Below are 16,506 nucleotides of genomic sequence, written 5' to 3'. Positions count from 1 at the left end.
CCGCGATTCCTGTGGGCTGGGCCATATCCGTATATGACAGACCAAAGGCCCCCGGACCTGAGGTCCGAGGGCCTGCTGGAGGGGGAGGAGAGCTCCCCGGGAGGGGTCTCTACGCCTTGGTCTGCTCCCGGTCCAGGGCCTCCGCCTCCTCCTCCGGTTCACGTCCGGGCGTCGCCAGATTGAACTTCACGATGACGAAGCGGAATAGCGCGTAGTACAGCGCGGCGAAGCACAGACCGATCGGAATGATCATCCATGGCTTGGTCGCGAGGCTCCAGTTGATGACGTAGTCGATCAACCCCGCGGAGAAGCTGAAGCCGTCCTTCACGCCCAGCGCCCACGTCACCGCCATCGACACACCGGTGAGCACCGCGTGGATCGCGTACAGCAGCGGCGCGATGAAGAGGAACGAGTACTCGATGGGCTCGGTGATGCCCGTGACGAACGACGTCAGGCCGACCGAGAGCATCATGCCGCCGACCACCTTGCGGCGCTCGGGACGGGCGCAGTGCGTGATCGCGAGGGCCGCGGCGGGCAGCGCGAACATCATGATCGGGAAGAAGCCCGAGGTGAACTGGCCCGCGGTCGGGTCGCCCGCCAGGAACCGGTTGATGTCACCGTGCACGACCGTCCCGTCAGGCTTGGTGAAGTCGCCGAACTGGAACCACACGAACGTATTGAGGAACTGGTGCAGGCCGATCGTGAGCAGCGCGCGGTTGGCCACGCCGAAGATGCCCGAGCCCAGCCAGCCGAGGTCGACGAGCCACTTGGAGAAGCTGGTCAGCGCGTCACCGATGGGCGGCCAGATCCACACGCAGATCCCGGCGAAGACCAGGCCGATGAAGGCCATGATGATCGGTACGAGGCGGCGGCCGTTGAAGAAGCCGAGCCAGTCGACCAGCTTCACGCGGTGGTAGCGCTGCCAGAACCAGGCGGCGAGCAGGCCCATCACGATGCCGCCGAACACCCCTGGGTTCTGGTAGGCGGCCTGCGCGGACGTGCCGTCCTCGTTCACGCACAGACCGCTCCACATCCCCGCGCCCGCGAAGTCCGCGCCCGCCGGGCAGTCGTCGGGGAAGGCCCGCAGGACCGCGTAGTACACGAGGAAGCCCGCGACCGCGGCGAGCGCCGTGGAGCCGTCCGCCTTCTTCGCCATGCCGATCGCGACGCCGATGCAGAACAGCAGCGGCAGGCCGAGCGAGGAGTCGAGCAGCGAGCCGCCCGCCGCGGCGAAGACCTTCGCGACGTTCGTCCAGCCCAGGCCGTCGTCGCCGAACACGTCGGGCTGGCCGAGCCGGTTGAGGATACCGGCGGCGGGCAGCACCGCGATGGGCAGCTGAAGGCTGCGGCCCATCTTCTGGAGACCTTGGAACAGGCCGTTCCACCACTTCTTCTGTGGCACCGCGGCGGCGTCGGAGCTCATCGGCGTCCTTCCCGGAACAAGCCTGGTTTGGCGGTCGTTGAAAACTGGTGTAGACCAGTTGCGGAAACGGGTGGGAACCGCCCGATGAGGGACGGCACCTTGATCGTCATCATTGGGCACGACTGCCGTAACCGCCCGCGAAGATGGTCCAACCGTGCGTTACCGTGACAAAGCGGACCTACGGTGCGTCGAGGCCGCATCCTTTAAAAGCAGGGAGAAACACCATGGCCAGCAAGGCTGAGAAGATCGTTGCCGGGCTCGGCGGCATCGACAACATCGAAGAGGTCGAGGGCTGCATCACCCGCCTCCGCACCGAGGTCAAGGACCCGGCTCTGGTCGACGACGCCGCCCTCAAGGCCGCCGGCGCCCACGGCGTCGTCAAGATGGGCACCGCCGTCCAGGTCGTCATCGGCACCGACGCGGACCCGATCGCCGCGGACATCGAAGACATGATGTGAGTCGCTGACCCGCCGACTCGCTGAGAGAGGCCCCGTCCAGCACACGGACGGGGCCTCTGGTTTTAGCCCGTCCGGCGTTTGAGGACGAGCGCGAAGCGCGACAGGGGGGTCTGGGGGCGCAGCCCCCAGGGGACAGCACCCCGGGGTACCGCCCAAAGGCTAGGCTCAACGCATGTCTTCAACGCCCCGCATCGACGGCCGCACCCCCGAACAGCTCCGCCCCATCACCATCGAGCGCGGCTGGAGCAAGCACGCCGAAGGATCCGTCCTCGTCTCCTTCGGCGACACCAAGGTCTTCTGCACCGCGTCCGTCACCGAAGGCGTCCCGCGCTGGCGCAAGGGCAGCGGCGAGGGCTGGGTCACCGCCGAGTACTCCATGCTGCCGCGCGCCACCAACACCCGCGGCGACCGCGAGGCCGTCCGCGGCAAGATCGGCGGCCGCACCCACGAGATCAGCCGCCTCATCGGCCGCTCGCTCCGCGCCGTCATCGACTACAAGGCCCTCGGCGAGAACACCATCGTCCTGGACTGCGACGTCCTCCAGGCCGACGGCGGCACCCGCACCGCCGCCATCACCGGCGCGTACGTCGCCCTCGCCGACGCCATCACCTGGGCCCGGGGCAAGAAGCTCATCAAGCACGGCCGCGAGCCGCTGACCGGCACCGTCTCCGCCGTCTCCGTCGGCATCGTCGGCGGCGTGCCGCTCCTCGACCTCTGCTACGAGGAGGACGTGCGTGCCGACACCGACATGAACGTCGTCTGCACCGGCGACGGCCGCTTCGTCGAGGTCCAGGGCACCGCCGAGGCCGAGCCCTTCGACCGCAAGGAGCTCAACGCGCTGCTCGACCTCGCCGTCGGCGGCTGCGACGAACTCGCCGCCTACCAGCGCGCGGCGCTCGAAGGCACGCTCACCACTCCGTGACCACCGGGGCGGAAGCAACCAACAACCCCCTCGCGGGCGTTGTTAGGAGTACGTAAGAGTACGGGCGCACGGACGAACGCCGTGCGCCCGTACGCACCCTGGGGAGGGACCGAACCATGGCCGCGCGCCACCGCCGTATCGCCACCGCTGTCGCCACCGTTCTCATCGCCGTGCCCGGCGGCATCGGCCTCGTCGGCTGTGACGCCGTCTCGAAGGCCCTCGACTGCGTCCAGACCGCCGACACGATCGCCGACAGCGTCACCGACCTCCAGCAGGCCGTGGAGAACGCCGGCGACAACCCGGCCGAGGCGGACAAGGCGCTCGACGACATCGGCAAGAACCTCGACAAGATCGGCGACAAGACCGACAACACCGACGTCAACAAGGCGGTCGACGACCTCGACAAGGCCGTCGACAACGTCCGCGACGCCGTCAAGAAGGGCGACGCGACTCCCGACGTCTCCCCGGTCACGGACGCGGCGGGCGAACTGACGAAGGTCTGCACGCCGTGACGGACGCGGGTCGCGCCCCGGGATACTGGACGGCATGACCCGCCTCATCCTCGCCACCCGCAACGCAGGCAAGCTCACGGAACTGAAGGCGATCCTCGCCGACGCAGGGCTCACTCACGACCTCGTCGGCGCGGACGCCTACCCCGAGATCCCCGACGTCAAGGAAACCGGCGTCACCTTCGCCGAGAACGCCCTGCTCAAGGCACACGCCCTCGCCCAGGCCACGGGCCTGCCCGCGGTCGCCGACGACTCGGGCCTCTGCGTCGACGTCCTCAACGGCGCCCCCGGCATCTTCTCCGCCCGCTGGGCAGGCCGCCACGGCGACGACCAGGCCAACCTGGACCTCCTCCTCGCCCAACTCGCCGACATCGCCCCCGAACACCGCGCGGCCCACTTCGCCTGCGCGGCAGCACTCGCCCTCCCCGACGGCACGGAACGCGTGGTCGAGGGCCGCCTCCTGGGCACCCTGCGCACGTCCCCCTCGGGCACGGGCGGCTTCGGCTACGACCCGATCCTCCAGCCGGAGGGGGACACCCGCACCTGCGCGGAGCTGACGGCGGACGAGAAGAACGCGATCAGCCATCGGGGGAAGGCGTTCCGGGGGCTGGTGCCGGTGGTTCGGGAGTTGTTGGGCTGACGGTGCGGATGGCGAAGGCCCGGGCCGCTGGATGCGCGGACCGGGCCTTCGGCGTCGGTACGCCCGGTCGGATTCGAACCGACAAACACGTCGACCTAAACGACGCCGCTCAGCCGTTGGCGCACGGGCGCATGCACCGCCATGGTACCGGGCGCGTGAAGTTTGCCTAGGCTGATCGTCGACGGCCTCCTCGACACCACGTGCTGGTGACCGCGTGGCAATTGGGGCACAGCAGCCGCAGATTCTCGCGCCGGTCGTCGCTCCAGTCGCCGTTGATGTGGTCGATCTCCAGCGTCATGGGATCTCCGAGCCATTCAGGGCCGGTCCCGCACTCGGCACACTCCTCGGGTACGCCCATTTCGCGGAGGGCACGGCGTAGCAGCACCGTCCGTGTCCGGTGCTTGCCGTCGTGTCGAACGAGAATGGCCCCCGGCCGTTTGATGAGGGCCGGGCGGGATTTCCCACGCTGATGGGCCTGCCCCAAGAAATGTGCAGTCGTGAGGCGCTCTTCGGTAATCCACTGACGCAACAGCGCACGTTGCCTGCCGTTGTCAGGGCGCTCCAGGCGGCGAAGCGTCTCCGCGATCGAGGTGGACTCCGCGACCGCGGCACGCAGCTCGTCGCGCTTGGGCTGAACTCGCCTGCCGGAGGGGCTGAAGTGCGAGATGTCGATGCCGAAGTGAGTGAAGCGCCCGATGAGGTAGCGGTGCAGCGTTTTGTACGGTCGGGTGCCGAAGTAGGCGATGACCTCATCGAGGTTCGCGCACCGTCCGGCTGCCTGCTCCAGCTTCTCTCGGGTGTACTGCACGCCGCTGCTCATGAAGCGTCGCTCTTGGGCCGTCGCTTGCCGCGCCCCCGGTAACTATCCGTCGTCGAGTGGCAGTTGGGGCACAGAAACCGAAGGTTCTCGATGCGGTTGTCCCGCCAGTTGCCGTCGATGTGGTCGACCTCAAGCGGGAGCGGATGGCCTCTCCATACCGCCTCAGTGCCGCAGCGAGCGCACCGCTCAGGCACCCCCAAGGCTGTCATCGCACGCTTGAGGCGATCGCTGGGGATGCGCCGGGTGTGAGCGGCTGTTTGCCGAACGAGCAAAGCCTCTGGTGTCCGGCAGCGCCGGGCATCGCTGCGCCGTGCCGGTGCCTGAAAGTGCGACGTGTCGATCCCGTACGCCTTGATCCGGCGGTTGATGTGGGTGTGCTGTCCGCCCACGAGGTCGAGCCCGAGTCGGCGCAACACTTCGTACACGCTCGTGGAGTCGGCGACCACTGGCTCCAAGATCTCCCGGGTCCACCGCGCCCCCTCCCGCTCGAAGTGCGACGTATCCACTCCGAGCTTCTTCATCCGCTCGTGGACGTACCGTCGCGTCGAACTCTTCGGATCCACCCCCAGCCTTCTCAGCGCCTCGGACAACGTCCGTGACGAGCGTGCCGCCTCCTCCAGGCGCTCCCTGGTGTACGGACTAATCGGCATGTCACCCTCCCCTCCCGGCCACTCGTTCGCAGCCTCGTACGGACTAACGAACCGTTAATCGGATGGTCACCTCCGAAATGCGGAACGGCCCGCCCCACTTGGAAGTGGAACGGGCCGTGGCGGCAGGAGAGGGGGTGGTCGTCAGAACTTCGGAGCCGGAGTCTGGGCCTCCACCATCTCCGCCGCCTCCTCCTTCGTCTCCACCGACGGAGGCGACCCCTCCAGCGGCTTCTGGGCCGTTTCCTTCATGCAGGCCACCGCGATGACGCCGACGACCGCCGCCGCCATCGAGTAGTACGCCGGGATCATGTCCGTGCCCGTGATGCTGATCAGGGACGTGATGACCAGGGGGGCCGTGCCGCCGAAGAGGGAGGCGGAGAGGTTGTAGCCGACGGAGAGGGAGCCGTAGCGGACCGAGGTGGGGAAGAGGGCGGGGAGCGTCGCCGACATCGTGCCGAGGAGGCAGACCAGGGAGAGGCCGAGCAGGAGCATGCCGCCGGAGACCGCGATCAGGCTGCCCTGCTTGATGAGGAGGAACGCGGGGATCGAGACGACCAGGAAGCCGACCATGCCCGTCATCAGGAGCGGCTTGCGGCCGAAGCGGTCGGAGAGGCGGCCCACCTGGGTGATGATCAGCATCAGGATCACCATGGTGGCGATGAGGATCAGGAGGCCGTGCGAGTCGTCGTAGCCGAGCTCGTCGGAGAGGTACGTCGGCATGTACGACAGGAGCATGTAGTCGGTGATGTTGTACGCGCCGACCAGGGCGATGCAGAGGACCAGCTTCGGCCAGTGGTCGCGGAAGATCTTGGCGAGGTCGCCCTTGGCCGTGGTCTCCACGGTGGACGCGCCTTCGGAGGCGGAGTGGAAGGTCGCGTCCTCCATCTTCTGGAACGCCGGGGTCTCGTCGAGGCGCAGCCGCAGGTAGAGGCCGACGAGGCCGAGCGGGCCCGCGACGAGGAACGGGATGCGCCAGCCCCAGGACTCCATGGAGTCGGAGCCGAGGGCGCTGTTGAGGATGAGGACGAGGCCCGCCGCGCCGGTGTACCCGGCGAGGGTGCCCATCTCGAGGAAGCTGCCGAAGTAGCCGCGGCGCTTGTCGGGCGCGTACTCGGCGATGAAGGTGGAGGCGCCGCCGTACTCACCGCCCGTCGAGAAGCCCTGGACCAGGCGGAAGAAGATCAGCAGGACCGGCGCCCAGAAGCCGATCGTGGCGTAGGAGGGGATCAGGCCGATGGCCAGCGTGCCCACTGCCATCAGGATCATCGTCAGCGCGAGGACCTTCTTGCGGCCGATCTTGTCGCCCATGGGGCCGAAGACCATGCCACCGATGGGGCGCACCAGGAACGACACCGCGAAGGTGGCGAAGGACGAGACCAGCTGGACCGTGTCGTTCCCCGAGGGGAAGAAGACGTGGCCGATCGTCACGGCCAGATAGCTGTAGATGCCGAAGTCGAACCATTCCATGGCGTTGCCGAGCGAGGCCGCTTTGACCGCCCGCTTGACCGCGGCCTCGTCCGTGACCGTGATGTCGGTGCGGCGCAGCGGCGGGTTCTTGCGCCGTCTGACGGCCCGGAAAAGCGCGCGGTGGCGCTTGACCGCCTCGGTATCGGCCTCGGTCTCTTCGTGGGCCGCCATGGAGTGGTTCCTTTCGTTCTTCGGGCAGATCCCCTTGAGATCACTTGCTCGAAGAACGCCGACGCAAACGAAGGCCCCCCGGGAGAGGGGCCTTCGTCACACGGCAAAAGGGGAGGGAACGGCTCAGACGCCGAGATCCCGGATGATCTTGGCCACGTGCCCCGTCGCCTTGACGTTGTAGAAGGCGTGTTCGACCTTGCCCTGCTCGTCGACGACCACGGTGGAGCGGATGACGCCCGTCACCGTCTTGCCGTACAGCTTCTTCTCGCCGAAGGCGCCGTACGCCTCGAGCGTCGCCTTGGAGGGGTCGCCGACCAGCGTGACCTTGAGGTTCTCCTGCTCGCGGAACTTGGCGAGCTTCTCCGGCTTGTCGGGGGAGACGCCGATGACGTCGTACCCGGCGGCCGCGAGCACGTCGAGGTTGTCCGTGAAGTCGCAGGCCTGCTTGGTGCAGCCGGGGGTGAGGGCGGCCGGGTAGAAGTACACGATGACCTTGCGGCCCTTGTGGTCGGCAAGCGAGACGTCCTTGCCGTCGGCGTCGGGCAGGGTGAAGGCGGGGGCGGTGTCGCCCGGCGTGAGTCGCTCGCTCATGTCTCTCGGTCTCCTCGCAACGGTGCAGTGACGGTCATGAGCGTAATGGGGGTGCCGTGGGGTGCGGTGACCGCGAAGCTGACAGACTGTGGGACAACGGACTGTGGGTCACACATCCACAGACCGTCGGATACGACGACTCTCGGACACGACCACGGAGGCAGCGCGGTGTCGGATGCGGATGCCAGGACCCCTGCGCAGATCGAGGCGGACATCAAGCGCCGGCGCGGCCAGCTGGCCGAGACGCTCGACGAGATCGGAGTGCGCGTCCACCCCAAGACGATCGTCGGCGACGCGAAGGCGAAGGTCGCCGCGAGCGTGGACAACTCACTGGGCCGGGCGTACGTCGGAGCGAACCGCTTCGTCTCGGACGTGAAGGGCCAGCTCGTCTCGGAGGACGGTTCGCCCCGGATCGAGCGGATCGTCCCGGTGGCCCTGGTGGCGGTGGGCCTCGTGGGGCTCCTCGTGGTGAGCTCCCGGCGCCGCAGCGGCTGAACGGGCAGGTGGCAACGGCGACCCGGCGGCCCATGGCCGGGCGGGGGACAGGTAGGTTTCGGGGCGTGAGCGAGAAGACCCACCACGACGACAAGCTGCCGATCCGCATGCTGCACGACCGTGTGCTCGTGCGGCAGGACACCAGCGAGGGCGAGCGGCGCTCCGGCGGCGGCATCCTGATCCCCGCGACCGCGGCCGTGGGCCGACGGCTCGCCTGGGCCGAGGTGGTCGCGGTCGGGCAGAACGTGCGCGCGGTGGAGCCCGGCGACCGGGTCCTGTACGACCCGGAGGACCGGGCCGAGGTCGAGGTGCGGGGCGTGGCGTACGTCCTGATGCGTGAGCGCGATCTGCACGCCGTGGCCGCGGACCGGTTCGAGGGCTCGGAGGACTCGACGGGCCTGTACCTGTAACACGTCTCGCGGAGGGGCTGGTGACCATCGTCACCAGCCCCTTTCGCATGGGCTTTGCTACCTTGGGGGGACCCCGACGAGACGCGCCGTACCGGGCTTCCGCAAAGACGACGCACCCGTTGATTCCGCGTTTCACGTTGTCGGAGGTGCCGTCATGGCCTGGGTTCTGCTGATCATCGCCGGTCTGCTCGAAGTGGGCTGGTCGATCGGGATGAAGTACACCGAGGGGTTCACGCGCCTGTGGCCCAGCGTGTTCACGGGGGCCGGGATCGTCGCGAGCATGATGCTTCTGTCGCACGCGGCCAAGACGTTGCCCATCGGTACGGCGTACGGCGTGTGGGTCGGCATCGGCGCGGCGGGTGCGGCGGTGCTCGGCATGGTGATTCTCGGTGAGCCGGTCACCGCGGCGCGGATCTTCTTCGTGTGCTTGCTGCTCGTGGCCGTTGTGGGGCTGAAGGCGACCTCCGGGCACTGAGGCGTTGGCTCGGTGGGGAACTGCGGGCCCGCTTGGGCTGGTCGCGCAGTTCCCCGTACCCCTGAAGGGGCGCCCCTAGCCGTCCGTCAGGCCGCCTAGCGCCCCGCCGTCCGTGGTTCCGCCACCCGGTGTGCCGCCTGTCTGGCCGCCTTGGTCGGCTCCTCCGTCGGTGGTCCCGCCATCCGTGGTGCCGCCGTCGGTCGGGCCGCCGGTCGTGGTGCCGCCGTCGGTGGGACCGCCGGTCGTGGTGCCTCCGTCCGTGGGACCGCCGGTCGTCGTGCCGCCGTCGGTCGGGCCGCCGGTCGTGGTCCCGCCGTCCGTGGGGCCGCCTGTCGTGGTCCCGCCGTCGGTCGGACCGCCGGTCGTGGTGCCGCCGTCCGTGGGACCGCCGTCGGTGGTGCCGCCGTCCGTGGTGGCGCCGCCCGTCGTCGGGTCGGGGATCTCGGGGACGTCCGCGCCCTGTTCGAGCTCCAGGTCGAAGTCCTTGACGGGCTTGCCCTTGAGGGCGGCCTTGGTGAACTGGGCCCAGATCCGGGCCGGGTAGGCGCCGCCGTTGATGCGCTGCTCGCCGAGCGCGCCGTAGAGCGGGGTGTGCGCCCCGGTGTCGGGGTCCTGGCCCATCACGGCGACGACCGTCGCGAGGTTCGGGGTGTAGCCCGCGAACCAGGCCGCGGTGTCGTTCTCGGCGGTGCCGGTCTTGCCCGCGGCGGGGCGGCCCGCGCCCTGCGCCGCCGTGCCGGTGCCGCCCTGGACGACGCTCTGCAGGATGGACGTGGTGGTGTCGGCGGCCTCGCGGGTCACGGCCTGCTTGGTCTTCTGCCCGGGCAGCTCGACCTCGTCGCCGTTCTTGGTGATCTTCTCGACGATCGTGTACGTGCCGTGCTTGCCGTGGTTGGCGAGCGTCGCGTACGCCTCGGTCATGTCCAGGACGCTCGCGGTGGACGGGCCGAGCGCGATGGAGGGGGACGCGGTGAGGTCGGGGGTGCTCTCCGGGACGCCGAGCGCGATCGCGGTGTCCTTGACCTTGTCGGAGCCGACGTCGACGGCCATCTGCGCGTAGACCGCGTTGACGGACTTGTCGGTGGCGGCGCTCACCGTGACGTTGCCGTAGCTGACCTGGTCCTCGTTCTCGGGGGCGTAGGTGCCGCCGCTCCAGCCCTGTACGGGGCGCTTGTTGGTGCCGTCGTAGACGGTGTTCGGGGTGATGGTGCGGCCGTCCTGGGTGACCGAGCCGTTCTCGACCGCAGAGGTGAACACGAACGGCTTGAAGGTGGAGCCGACCTGGTAGTCGCGGCGCGTCGCGTTGTTGACGTACTGCTTGGTGTAGTCGATGCCGCCGTACATCGCGACGACCTTGCCGGTGGCCGGGTCGATGGAGGCGCCGCCCGCGCGGACGTTGCGGTCGACCTTGCGCGCCTTCTTGTCGACCTTGGACATCACCTGGTCCTCGACGGCCTTCTCGAAGGACTTCTGGTTGTCCTTCTGGAGGGTGGTGGTGATGCGGTAGCCGCCCTTGGCGAGGGTCTCCTCGTCGATGATCTTGTTGCTCGTCAGATAGTCCTCGACGGCCTTGACGACGTAGCCGCGCTGCCCGGACAGGCCGGAGGTGCCCTTGGCCTCGTCGGGCACCGGGAACGTGGTGTCCTTGCGTTCGGACTTGCTGAGCCAGCCCTCCTTGACCATGCCGTCCAGGACGTAGTTCCAGCGGCCGGCCGCGCGCGGCTTGTTCTCCGGGTGGGTGGCGACGTCGTAGGCGTTGGGGGAGTTGAGGAGCGTGGCGAGGTAGGCGCCCTGGGCGACGCTCAGCTTCTCGACGTCCTTGCCGTAGTACGCCTGGGCGGCGGCCTGGATGCCGTACGCGTTGCGGCCGAAGTAGCTGGTGTTGAGGTAGCCCTCCAGGATGTCGTCCTTGCTCACCTCGCGGTCGAGCTTGATCGAGATGAAGAACTCCTTCACCTTTCGGGTGACGGTCTGCTCCTGGCCCAGGTAGTAGTTCTTCACGTACTGCTGGGTGATCGTGGAACCGGACTGCTTGCCCTTGCCGGTGACGGTGTTCCAGGCCGCGCGGAGCATCGCCTTCGGGTCGACCGCGGACTCGCTGTAGAAGTCGCGGTCCTCGGCGGCGAGCACGGCGTGCTGGACCTTCAGGGGGATCTGCTTGAGCGGCACCTTCTCGCGGTTGACCTTGCCGTCGCGGGCGAGTTCGGTGCCGTCGGCGTAGAGGTAGACGTTGCTCTGCTTGGTCGCGGCGGCGTTGGCGGGCGGGATGTCGACGAGGAAGTAGCCCGTCATGAACGCGCCGATGCCGAGCAGGACGACCAGGAGGAAACCGCCGAGGACCATGCGCCAGGTCGGGAAGATCCGCCGCCAGCCCTTGCGCTTGGGGCGCTTGGGCTTCTTCGGCTTCTTGCCCTTCGCGCCCTCGCCGCCCGGCTCCTGTGCCGCACCCTCGGGGGTGTCCTTCGGGGCGTCAGCGGGCGTCTCCCCGGGCTCCCGGGGCGCCCAGCCCTGGTGCCCTGCGGAACCCTGCTGCTGCGGCTCGTCGCTCATGTCTCGCGGAACTCCCGGTTAGCGTCGTACGTCCAGTACGCCTCGTAAACCCCCATTGCACACCGTCGTGACACCCGTTCCCGACCAGGCACGCGCCCCCGGGTCGAAAATGCCTGGCACGAGCGACCCCGATCGCACTAGGCTCCAGCGCTTTGGCCCGATTCGGGGCGAGGCTCACGCTGAAAGGGATGCTCGTGCGCGCAGGACGGTTCCGTTTGTACGCGGCCGTCGCCAAGGGAGGGTTCCGGAGGTACTCGACGTACCGCGTGGCGACCGCGGCCGGGGTGTTCACCAACACCGTCTTCGGCATCATCCTCGCCTACACCTACATCGCGCTCTGGGACGAGCGTCCCGGGCTCGGCGGCTACGACCAGTCGCAGGCGCTCACCTATGTGTGGCTCGGCCAGGGGCTGCTCACCGTGATGTCCCTGATGGGCGGCGGTTTCGAGAACGAGCTGATCGAGCGGATCCGCACCGGGGACATCGCCGTCGACCTGTACCGGCCCGCCGACCTGCAGACCTGGTGGCTGTCGGCCGACATCGGCCGCGCGGGCTTCCAGCTGCTCGGCCGAGGCGTCGCGCCGCTGGTGGCGGGCGCCCTCATCTTCGATCTGACGCTGCCCGCCGAACCCCTGCGCTGGGCGGCGTTCCTGCTGGCCGTCCTGTTCGGCGTGGTGGTCAGCTTCGCGATGCGCTTCCTGGTGGCGCTCTCCGCGTTCTGGCTGATGGACGGCGCGGGCACCATCCAACTGGCCTCCCTGGCCGGTGTCTTCTTCTCCGGGATGCTGCTGCCGCTGAACGTCTTCCCCGGCGCGCTCGGCGAGTTCGCCCGCGCGCTGCCCTGGTCGGCGCTGCTCCAGGTGCCCGTCGACGTGTTCCTCGGCACCCAGTCGGGCGCGGGGCTCGCCCGGCTGTACGCCTTCCAGCTCGGCTGGGCCGCCGTCCTGCTCACGGCGGGGCGGCTGCTGCAGAACGCGGCGACCCGACGGGTGGTGGTCCAGGGTGGCTGACCTGGCACAGGTGCGCGAAGGGTTGCGCACCTACCGGCTGATCTCCGGCATGTGGATCCGCTCCCTCATGGCGTACCGCGTGTCGTTCGCGATGACCGCGCTCGGCAACTTCGCGGTGACCGCGTTCGACTTCGCCGCGATCCTGCTCATGTTCTCCCAGGTGGACCGGCTCGGCGGCTACTCGCTCGCCGAGATCGCCCTCCTGTACGGCGCGTCGGGCACCGCGTTCGGCCTCTCGGACCTCGCCATGGGGTCCATGGACCGGCTCGGCAAGCGGGTCCGCGACGGCACGCTCGACACGCTCCTCGTGCGGCCCGCCCCGGTCATCGCGCAGGTCGCGGCGGACCGCTTCGGGCTGCACCGGATCGGGCGCGTCCTTCAGGGCGCGCTCATCCTCACGTACGGGCTCGTGGTCCTGGACATCGGATGGACCCCGCTGAAGGTCCTGATGATCCCGCTGATGGTGCTCAGCGGAGCGGCGATCTTCGCGTCCTTGTGGGTGGCGGGCGCCGCCTTCCAGTTCGTGGCGCAGGACGCGGCCGAGGTGCAGAGCGCCTTCACGTACGGCGGGAACACGATGCTCCAGTACCCGCCGACCCTGTTCAGCAAGGAGCTGGTGCGCGGTGTCACGTTCGTGCTGCCGCTCGCCTTCGTGAACTGGCTGCCCGCGCTGTACGTCCTCGGGCGGCCCTATCCGCTCGACCTGCCGGAGTGGACGGCGTTCCTGCCGCCGCTGGTCGCCGCCGCATGCCTTGCCCTGGCCGGTCTCGCTTGGCGCACCGGTCTTCGTTCGTACCGCAGCACTGGGAGCTGAACTGCCGTGGAGAGTGCCGGGAGCGCCGAGAGCGCCGGAAGTGCCTTCATCGAACTCGACGGCGTCGAGAAGGTCTTCGACGTACGCAAGAAGACGGGCTTCATGCGCCGCGAGAAGCACGAGGTGCGGGCCGTCGACGGCATCTCCTTCACCGTGCCGCGCGGCGAGATGGTCGGCTACATCGGGCCCAACGGCGCGGGCAAGTCGACGACGATCAAGATGCTGACGGGGATCCTGACGCCCAGCGGCGGGCGGCTGCGGGTCGCGGGGATCGACCCCTCGCGCGAGCGCACGCGCCTGGCCCGGCGCATCGGCGTGGTCTTCGGCCAGCGCACCACGCTCTGGTGGGACCTGCCGCTGATCGACTCCTACCGGCTCATGCACCGCATGTACCGGATCCCCGACAAGCGGTTCGCGCGCAACCTCGACCGGTGCGTCGAACTCCTCGAACTGGGCGCCCTGTTGGACGTCCCCGTGCGCCAGCTCTCGCTCGGGCAGCGGATGCGCGGCGACATCGCGGCGGCGCTCCTGCACGACCCCGAGGTGCTCTACCTCGACGAGCCGACCATCGGCCTCGACGTGATCAGCAAGGCGAAGGTCAGGGGATTCCTGCGGGACCTCAACGCGGAGGCGGGCACGACGGTGCTGCTCACCACGCACGACCTCACCGACATCGAGCAGCTCTGCAAGCGCGTGATGGTCATCGACCACGGCCGCCTCATGTACGACGGCGCGCTCTCCGGGCTGCACGAGGTGGGCGAGAGCGAGCGCACCCTCGTGGTGGACCTGGAGCGTGAACTGCCGCCCATCGAGGTCGAGTCGGCGCGGGTGGTGAAGGTGGAGGGGCCCCGGCAGTGGCTCGCCTTCCCCGCGGCGGAGTCGGCCGCTCCCCTTGTCGCGCGGATCGCCGCCGAGTACCCGATGGTCGACCTCTCCGTCAGGGAACCGGACATCGAGGCGGTCATCGCCAAGATGTACGCGGAGAAGGCGACCTCGTAAAGTGCACGTATGAGTGACGAACTCCCTGACCTCCGGGCCTCCGACGCCGACCGCGAGCGGGTCGCCGAGCAACTCCGCGAAGCGATGGCCGAGGGTCGCCTCGACATGACGGAGTTCGACGAGCGCCTCGACGCCACCTACAAGGCGCGTACGTACGGCGAGTTGGCGCCCATCACCAGGGACCTGCCGAGCCACCACGACGCCAAGGTGTCCATGGTGAAGCACCCGGTGAGCGACGACCCCGCCGCCATCGACTGGTCCGAGCGGATGGTGCGCGGCGAAGCGTCCTCGACCATGGGCTTCGCCTTCTGGAGCGGGTTCAGCCGCAAGGGCGGCTGGGTGGTCGGCCGCGTCTTCACCGCCTTCACGATGTGGGGCGGCGGCGAGATCGACCTGCGCGAGGCGCGGTTCACGGAGCGCGAGGTCGAGATCCGCTGCTTCACGATCATGGGCGGCATGCAGGTGATCGCGCCGCCGGACCTGACCGTCGTGGTGAAGGGCTTCGGCATCATGGGCGGCTTCGACGACAAGGCGACCGGCGAGGGCACGCCCGGCTCGCCCCGCGTCGTCGTCAAGGGCTTCGCCCTGATGGGCGGCGTCGGCGTGGACCGCAAGATCCGCAGGATGGAAAAGCTGCGCCTCAAGGAGGAACGCCGCCGCGAGCGCTTGGAGCGACGCAGGGACTGAGGAGGCGGGGGGGGCGCCCCTCAAGGGGCGCGGGGAACCGCGCGCCCGGCCCCCACGCGCCCGCGGCCGAACAAGGACCTCAGAGCTCCGCCGCGGCAGACCCCTTCAGGTGAGAGAGGTTGAACGTCTCCGCCATCCGGCGATAGCCCGCATCGGACGGGTGCAGATGATCCCCGGAGTCGTACCGCGACTGAAGCTTGCGCGGGTCGTACCCGTCCCGCAACGCCTTGTCGAAGTCCACGTACTCGTCGAAGACCTGACCGTCCCGGATCTGCTGGTTCACCGCCTGCCGCACCGCTTCGAGCCGGGGCTCGTAGCCTCGGTGCCCGCCGAACGGCATGAGCGTCGCGCCGACGACCCGCAGCCCGCGCGTATGCGCCTGGCGGGTCAGCTCGCGCAGGCCGTCGACGATGCGGTCCGGGTTGTTCTGGTGCGGGTTGCGCAGGATGTCGTTGACGCCGAGGGCGATGACGACGGCCTTGACGCCGCTGCGGTCCAGGACGTCCCGGTCGAAGCGGGAGAGCCCGCTCGGGTTGATGGCGGGCCGCCCCAGACCGTCGGAGAGGATGCGGTTGCCGCTGATGCCCTGGTTCACGACGCCGTAGCGGGGCGCGCCCGCCTCGTCGCGCATGCGGTCGGCGAGGACGTCGGTCCAGCGGCGGTTGGCGCCCATCGTGGAGGAGATGCCGTCGGTGATGGAGTCGCCGAAGACGACGACGGTGCCGTCCGACTCGTTGCTCAGCACGTCCACCGCGGCGAGGTAGCGCCAGTACGGGCTCTGCTCGGTGTACGCCTCGCCGCCCTGGTCCTCGGTGCGGTCGCCCTCGGCGACGTAGCTGATCTGGCGCGCGTGCGGGTGGTAGGTGACCGGGCCCGACGGGGTCGGCGAGTACGTCGTGACGAGCAGGTCCGCGTCGTGCGGGACGCGCAGACGGGCCGCGTCGCTCAGTACCTGGCCGCCCGGCGGGATGACCACCGAGGTGTTGCCGTCGAAGGTGAGGCGGCGCAGCGTGCCGACCGCGGCGGCCGGGTTGTTCGCGGTCGACGCGATCGCGATGGAGGCGTGCGTGATGCTGAGCGGCGTGGTGCCGTACAGGTTCGACAGGGTGATGCGGGCGCTGTTGCCGCCGACGCTGGTGTGCACGACGTTGCGGATGGAGCGGCCCGCGAATCCCTTGCGCTCGGTGCCCGGTTCGTACCCCGCGGGGGATGCGGACCAGGAGCCGACCCAGGTGCCTGAGGAGGCGGGGGCGGCGGAGTTGCGGGGGGTGCGCGGACCCGCGCTGATGGTGTCCTGCGAGCCGTCGTCGGTGCCGGAGACACCGAGGTATATGGCGGCCGAAATCACCACGATGACCGCGAGGACCGCGGCGAGAAGGGCATAACCGTGTCGCTTGGTCATGCGGGCTCTTTCT

The 16,506-nt window shown here is 69.1% G+C and carries 18 protein-coding genes, 1 tRNA gene and 1 riboswitch; of the genes, 11 read left to right on the top strand and 8 right to left on the bottom strand.

The window, feature by feature from the left end; genetic code table 11:
- Positions 1–109: 109 nt before the first annotated feature.
- Positions 110–1,423 carry a PTS transporter subunit EIIC gene (locus KY5_RS15360; RefSeq protein ID WP_098242783.1) on the bottom strand — a complete coding sequence of 438 codons (1,314 nt, stop codon included), beginning with the start codon at positions 1,421–1,423 and terminating at the stop codon, positions 110–112.
- 224 nt (positions 1,424–1,647) lie between these two features.
- On the opposite strand from KY5_RS15360, the gene KY5_RS15355 reads away from it, so the two are divergent.
- The 4 genes from KY5_RS15355 to rdgB all read left to right on the top strand — a co-directional run bounded on the left by KY5_RS15355 (position 1,648) and on the right by rdgB (position 3,952).
- On the top strand, positions 1,648–1,881 hold the full coding sequence (locus KY5_RS15355) for a glucose PTS transporter subunit EIIB (RefSeq protein ID WP_055553187.1): 234 nt from the start codon (positions 1,648–1,650) through the stop codon (positions 1,879–1,881).
- Positions 1,882–2,053: 172 nt separating this feature from the next.
- Complete coding sequence (gene rph / locus KY5_RS15350; RefSeq protein ID WP_098242782.1) at positions 2,054–2,803, top strand: ribonuclease PH; 750 nt, start codon at positions 2,054–2,056, stop codon at positions 2,801–2,803.
- A gap of 116 nt (positions 2,804–2,919) precedes the next feature.
- Positions 2,920–3,315, top strand: a complete 396-nt coding sequence (locus tag KY5_RS15345; RefSeq protein ID WP_055553181.1) for a hypothetical protein — start codon at positions 2,920–2,922, stop codon at positions 3,313–3,315.
- 34 nt (positions 3,316–3,349) lie between these two features.
- Positions 3,350–3,952, top strand: a complete 603-nt coding sequence (rdgB, locus tag KY5_RS15340) for an RdgB/HAM1 family non-canonical purine NTP pyrophosphatase (RefSeq protein WP_098242781.1) — start codon at positions 3,350–3,352, stop codon at positions 3,950–3,952.
- 58 nt (positions 3,953–4,010) lie between these two features.
- On the opposite strand, the gene KY5_RS15335 is transcribed toward rdgB, so the two are convergent.
- The 5 genes from KY5_RS15335 to bcp all read right to left on the bottom strand — a co-directional run bounded on the left by KY5_RS15335 (position 4,011) and on the right by bcp (position 7,651).
- Positions 4,011–4,083, bottom strand: a tRNA-Leu gene (locus KY5_RS15335).
- 35 nt (positions 4,084–4,118) lie between these two features.
- Complete coding sequence (locus KY5_RS15330) at positions 4,119–4,772, bottom strand: HNH endonuclease signature motif containing protein (RefSeq protein ID WP_098242780.1); 654 nt, start codon at positions 4,770–4,772, stop codon at positions 4,119–4,121.
- Positions 4,769–5,422, bottom strand: coding sequence for an HNH endonuclease signature motif containing protein (locus KY5_RS15325; protein WP_098242779.1), 654 nt, complete (start codon positions 5,420–5,422; stop codon positions 4,769–4,771). Before KY5_RS15325 ends, KY5_RS15330 begins: the two co-directional genes overlap by 4 nt.
- 141 nt (positions 5,423–5,563) lie before the next feature.
- Positions 5,564–7,060 carry a glycine betaine/L-proline transporter ProP gene (gene proP, locus KY5_RS15320; RefSeq protein WP_098242778.1) on the bottom strand — a complete coding sequence of 499 codons (1,497 nt, stop codon included), beginning with the start codon at positions 7,058–7,060 and terminating at the stop codon, positions 5,564–5,566.
- Between the two features lie 123 nt (positions 7,061–7,183).
- Positions 7,184–7,651 carry a thioredoxin-dependent thiol peroxidase gene (gene bcp / locus KY5_RS15315; RefSeq protein WP_098242777.1) on the bottom strand — a complete coding sequence of 156 codons (468 nt, stop codon included), beginning with the start codon at positions 7,649–7,651 and terminating at the stop codon, positions 7,184–7,186.
- 168 nt (positions 7,652–7,819) lie between these two features.
- Here bcp and KY5_RS15310 point away from each other — a divergent pair, with 168 nt between their 5' ends.
- The 3 genes from KY5_RS15310 (at position 7,820) to KY5_RS15300 (ending at position 9,031) form a co-directional block, all read left to right on the top strand.
- The gene (locus KY5_RS15310; RefSeq protein ID WP_234362738.1) at positions 7,820–8,146 is read left to right on the top strand and encodes a DUF3618 domain-containing protein; all 327 of its coding nucleotides are present in this window, start codon (positions 7,820–7,822) and stop codon (positions 8,144–8,146) included.
- 65 nt (positions 8,147–8,211) lie between these two features.
- Positions 8,212–8,556 carry a GroES family chaperonin gene (locus tag KY5_RS15305; RefSeq protein ID WP_199843091.1) on the top strand — a complete coding sequence of 115 codons (345 nt, stop codon included), beginning with the start codon at positions 8,212–8,214 and terminating at the stop codon, positions 8,554–8,556.
- A 55-nt stretch (positions 8,557–8,611) separates the two neighbouring features.
- Positions 8,612–8,673, top strand: a riboswitch (guanidine-III (ykkC-III) riboswitch).
- A 37-nt stretch (positions 8,674–8,710) separates the two neighbouring features.
- Positions 8,711–9,031: a DMT family transporter gene (locus tag KY5_RS15300; protein ID WP_098242774.1), complete on the top strand. Its 321-nt coding sequence runs from the start codon at positions 8,711–8,713 to the stop codon at positions 9,029–9,031.
- A 75-nt stretch (positions 9,032–9,106) separates the two neighbouring features.
- Here KY5_RS15300 and KY5_RS15295 read toward each other — a convergent pair whose 3' ends face one another.
- Entirely contained in the window at positions 9,107–11,581 is a 2,475-nt protein-coding gene (locus tag KY5_RS15295) for a transglycosylase domain-containing protein (protein ID WP_098242773.1), read from the bottom strand.
- 188 nt (positions 11,582–11,769) lie between these two features.
- Between KY5_RS15295 and KY5_RS15290 the strand changes: the two genes are divergently transcribed.
- From KY5_RS15290 to KY5_RS15275, 4 genes are read left to right on the top strand one after another with little or no spacing between them, the layout of a single operon-like run.
- Positions 11,770–12,591, top strand: coding sequence for an ABC transporter permease (locus KY5_RS15290; protein WP_098242772.1), 822 nt, complete (start codon positions 11,770–11,772; stop codon positions 12,589–12,591).
- A 49-nt stretch (positions 12,592–12,640) separates the two neighbouring features.
- A complete protein-coding gene (locus KY5_RS15285) occupies positions 12,641–13,405 on the top strand; it encodes an ABC transporter permease (protein WP_098247270.1) in 765 nt (254 codons plus the stop codon).
- A gap of 6 nt (positions 13,406–13,411) precedes the next feature.
- Complete coding sequence (locus KY5_RS15280; RefSeq protein WP_098242771.1) at positions 13,412–14,404, top strand: ABC transporter ATP-binding protein; 993 nt, start codon at positions 13,412–13,414, stop codon at positions 14,402–14,404.
- Positions 14,405–14,413: 9 nt separating this feature from the next.
- Positions 14,414–15,091 (top strand): DUF1707 SHOCT-like domain-containing protein, encoded by a 678-nt coding sequence (locus KY5_RS15275; protein ID WP_098242770.1) that lies wholly within the window; start codon positions 14,414–14,416, stop codon positions 15,089–15,091.
- Positions 15,092–15,170: 79 nt separating this feature from the next.
- Here KY5_RS15275 and KY5_RS15270 read toward each other — a convergent pair whose 3' ends face one another.
- Positions 15,171–16,493 carry an SGNH/GDSL hydrolase family protein gene (locus tag KY5_RS15270; protein ID WP_098242769.1) on the bottom strand — a complete coding sequence of 441 codons (1,323 nt, stop codon included), beginning with the start codon at positions 16,491–16,493 and terminating at the stop codon, positions 15,171–15,173.
- Between the last annotated feature and the right edge of the window lie 13 nt (positions 16,494–16,506).

Origin of the sequence: Streptomyces formicae, assembly GCF_002556545.1 — a bacterium.
GTDB classification, from domain to species: Bacteria; Actinomycetota; Actinomycetes; order Streptomycetales; family Streptomycetaceae; genus Streptomyces; species Streptomyces formicae_A.
The sequence above is the reverse complement of the archived record's forward strand: the minus strand, read 5'-3'. Positions and strand labels throughout refer to the sequence as shown.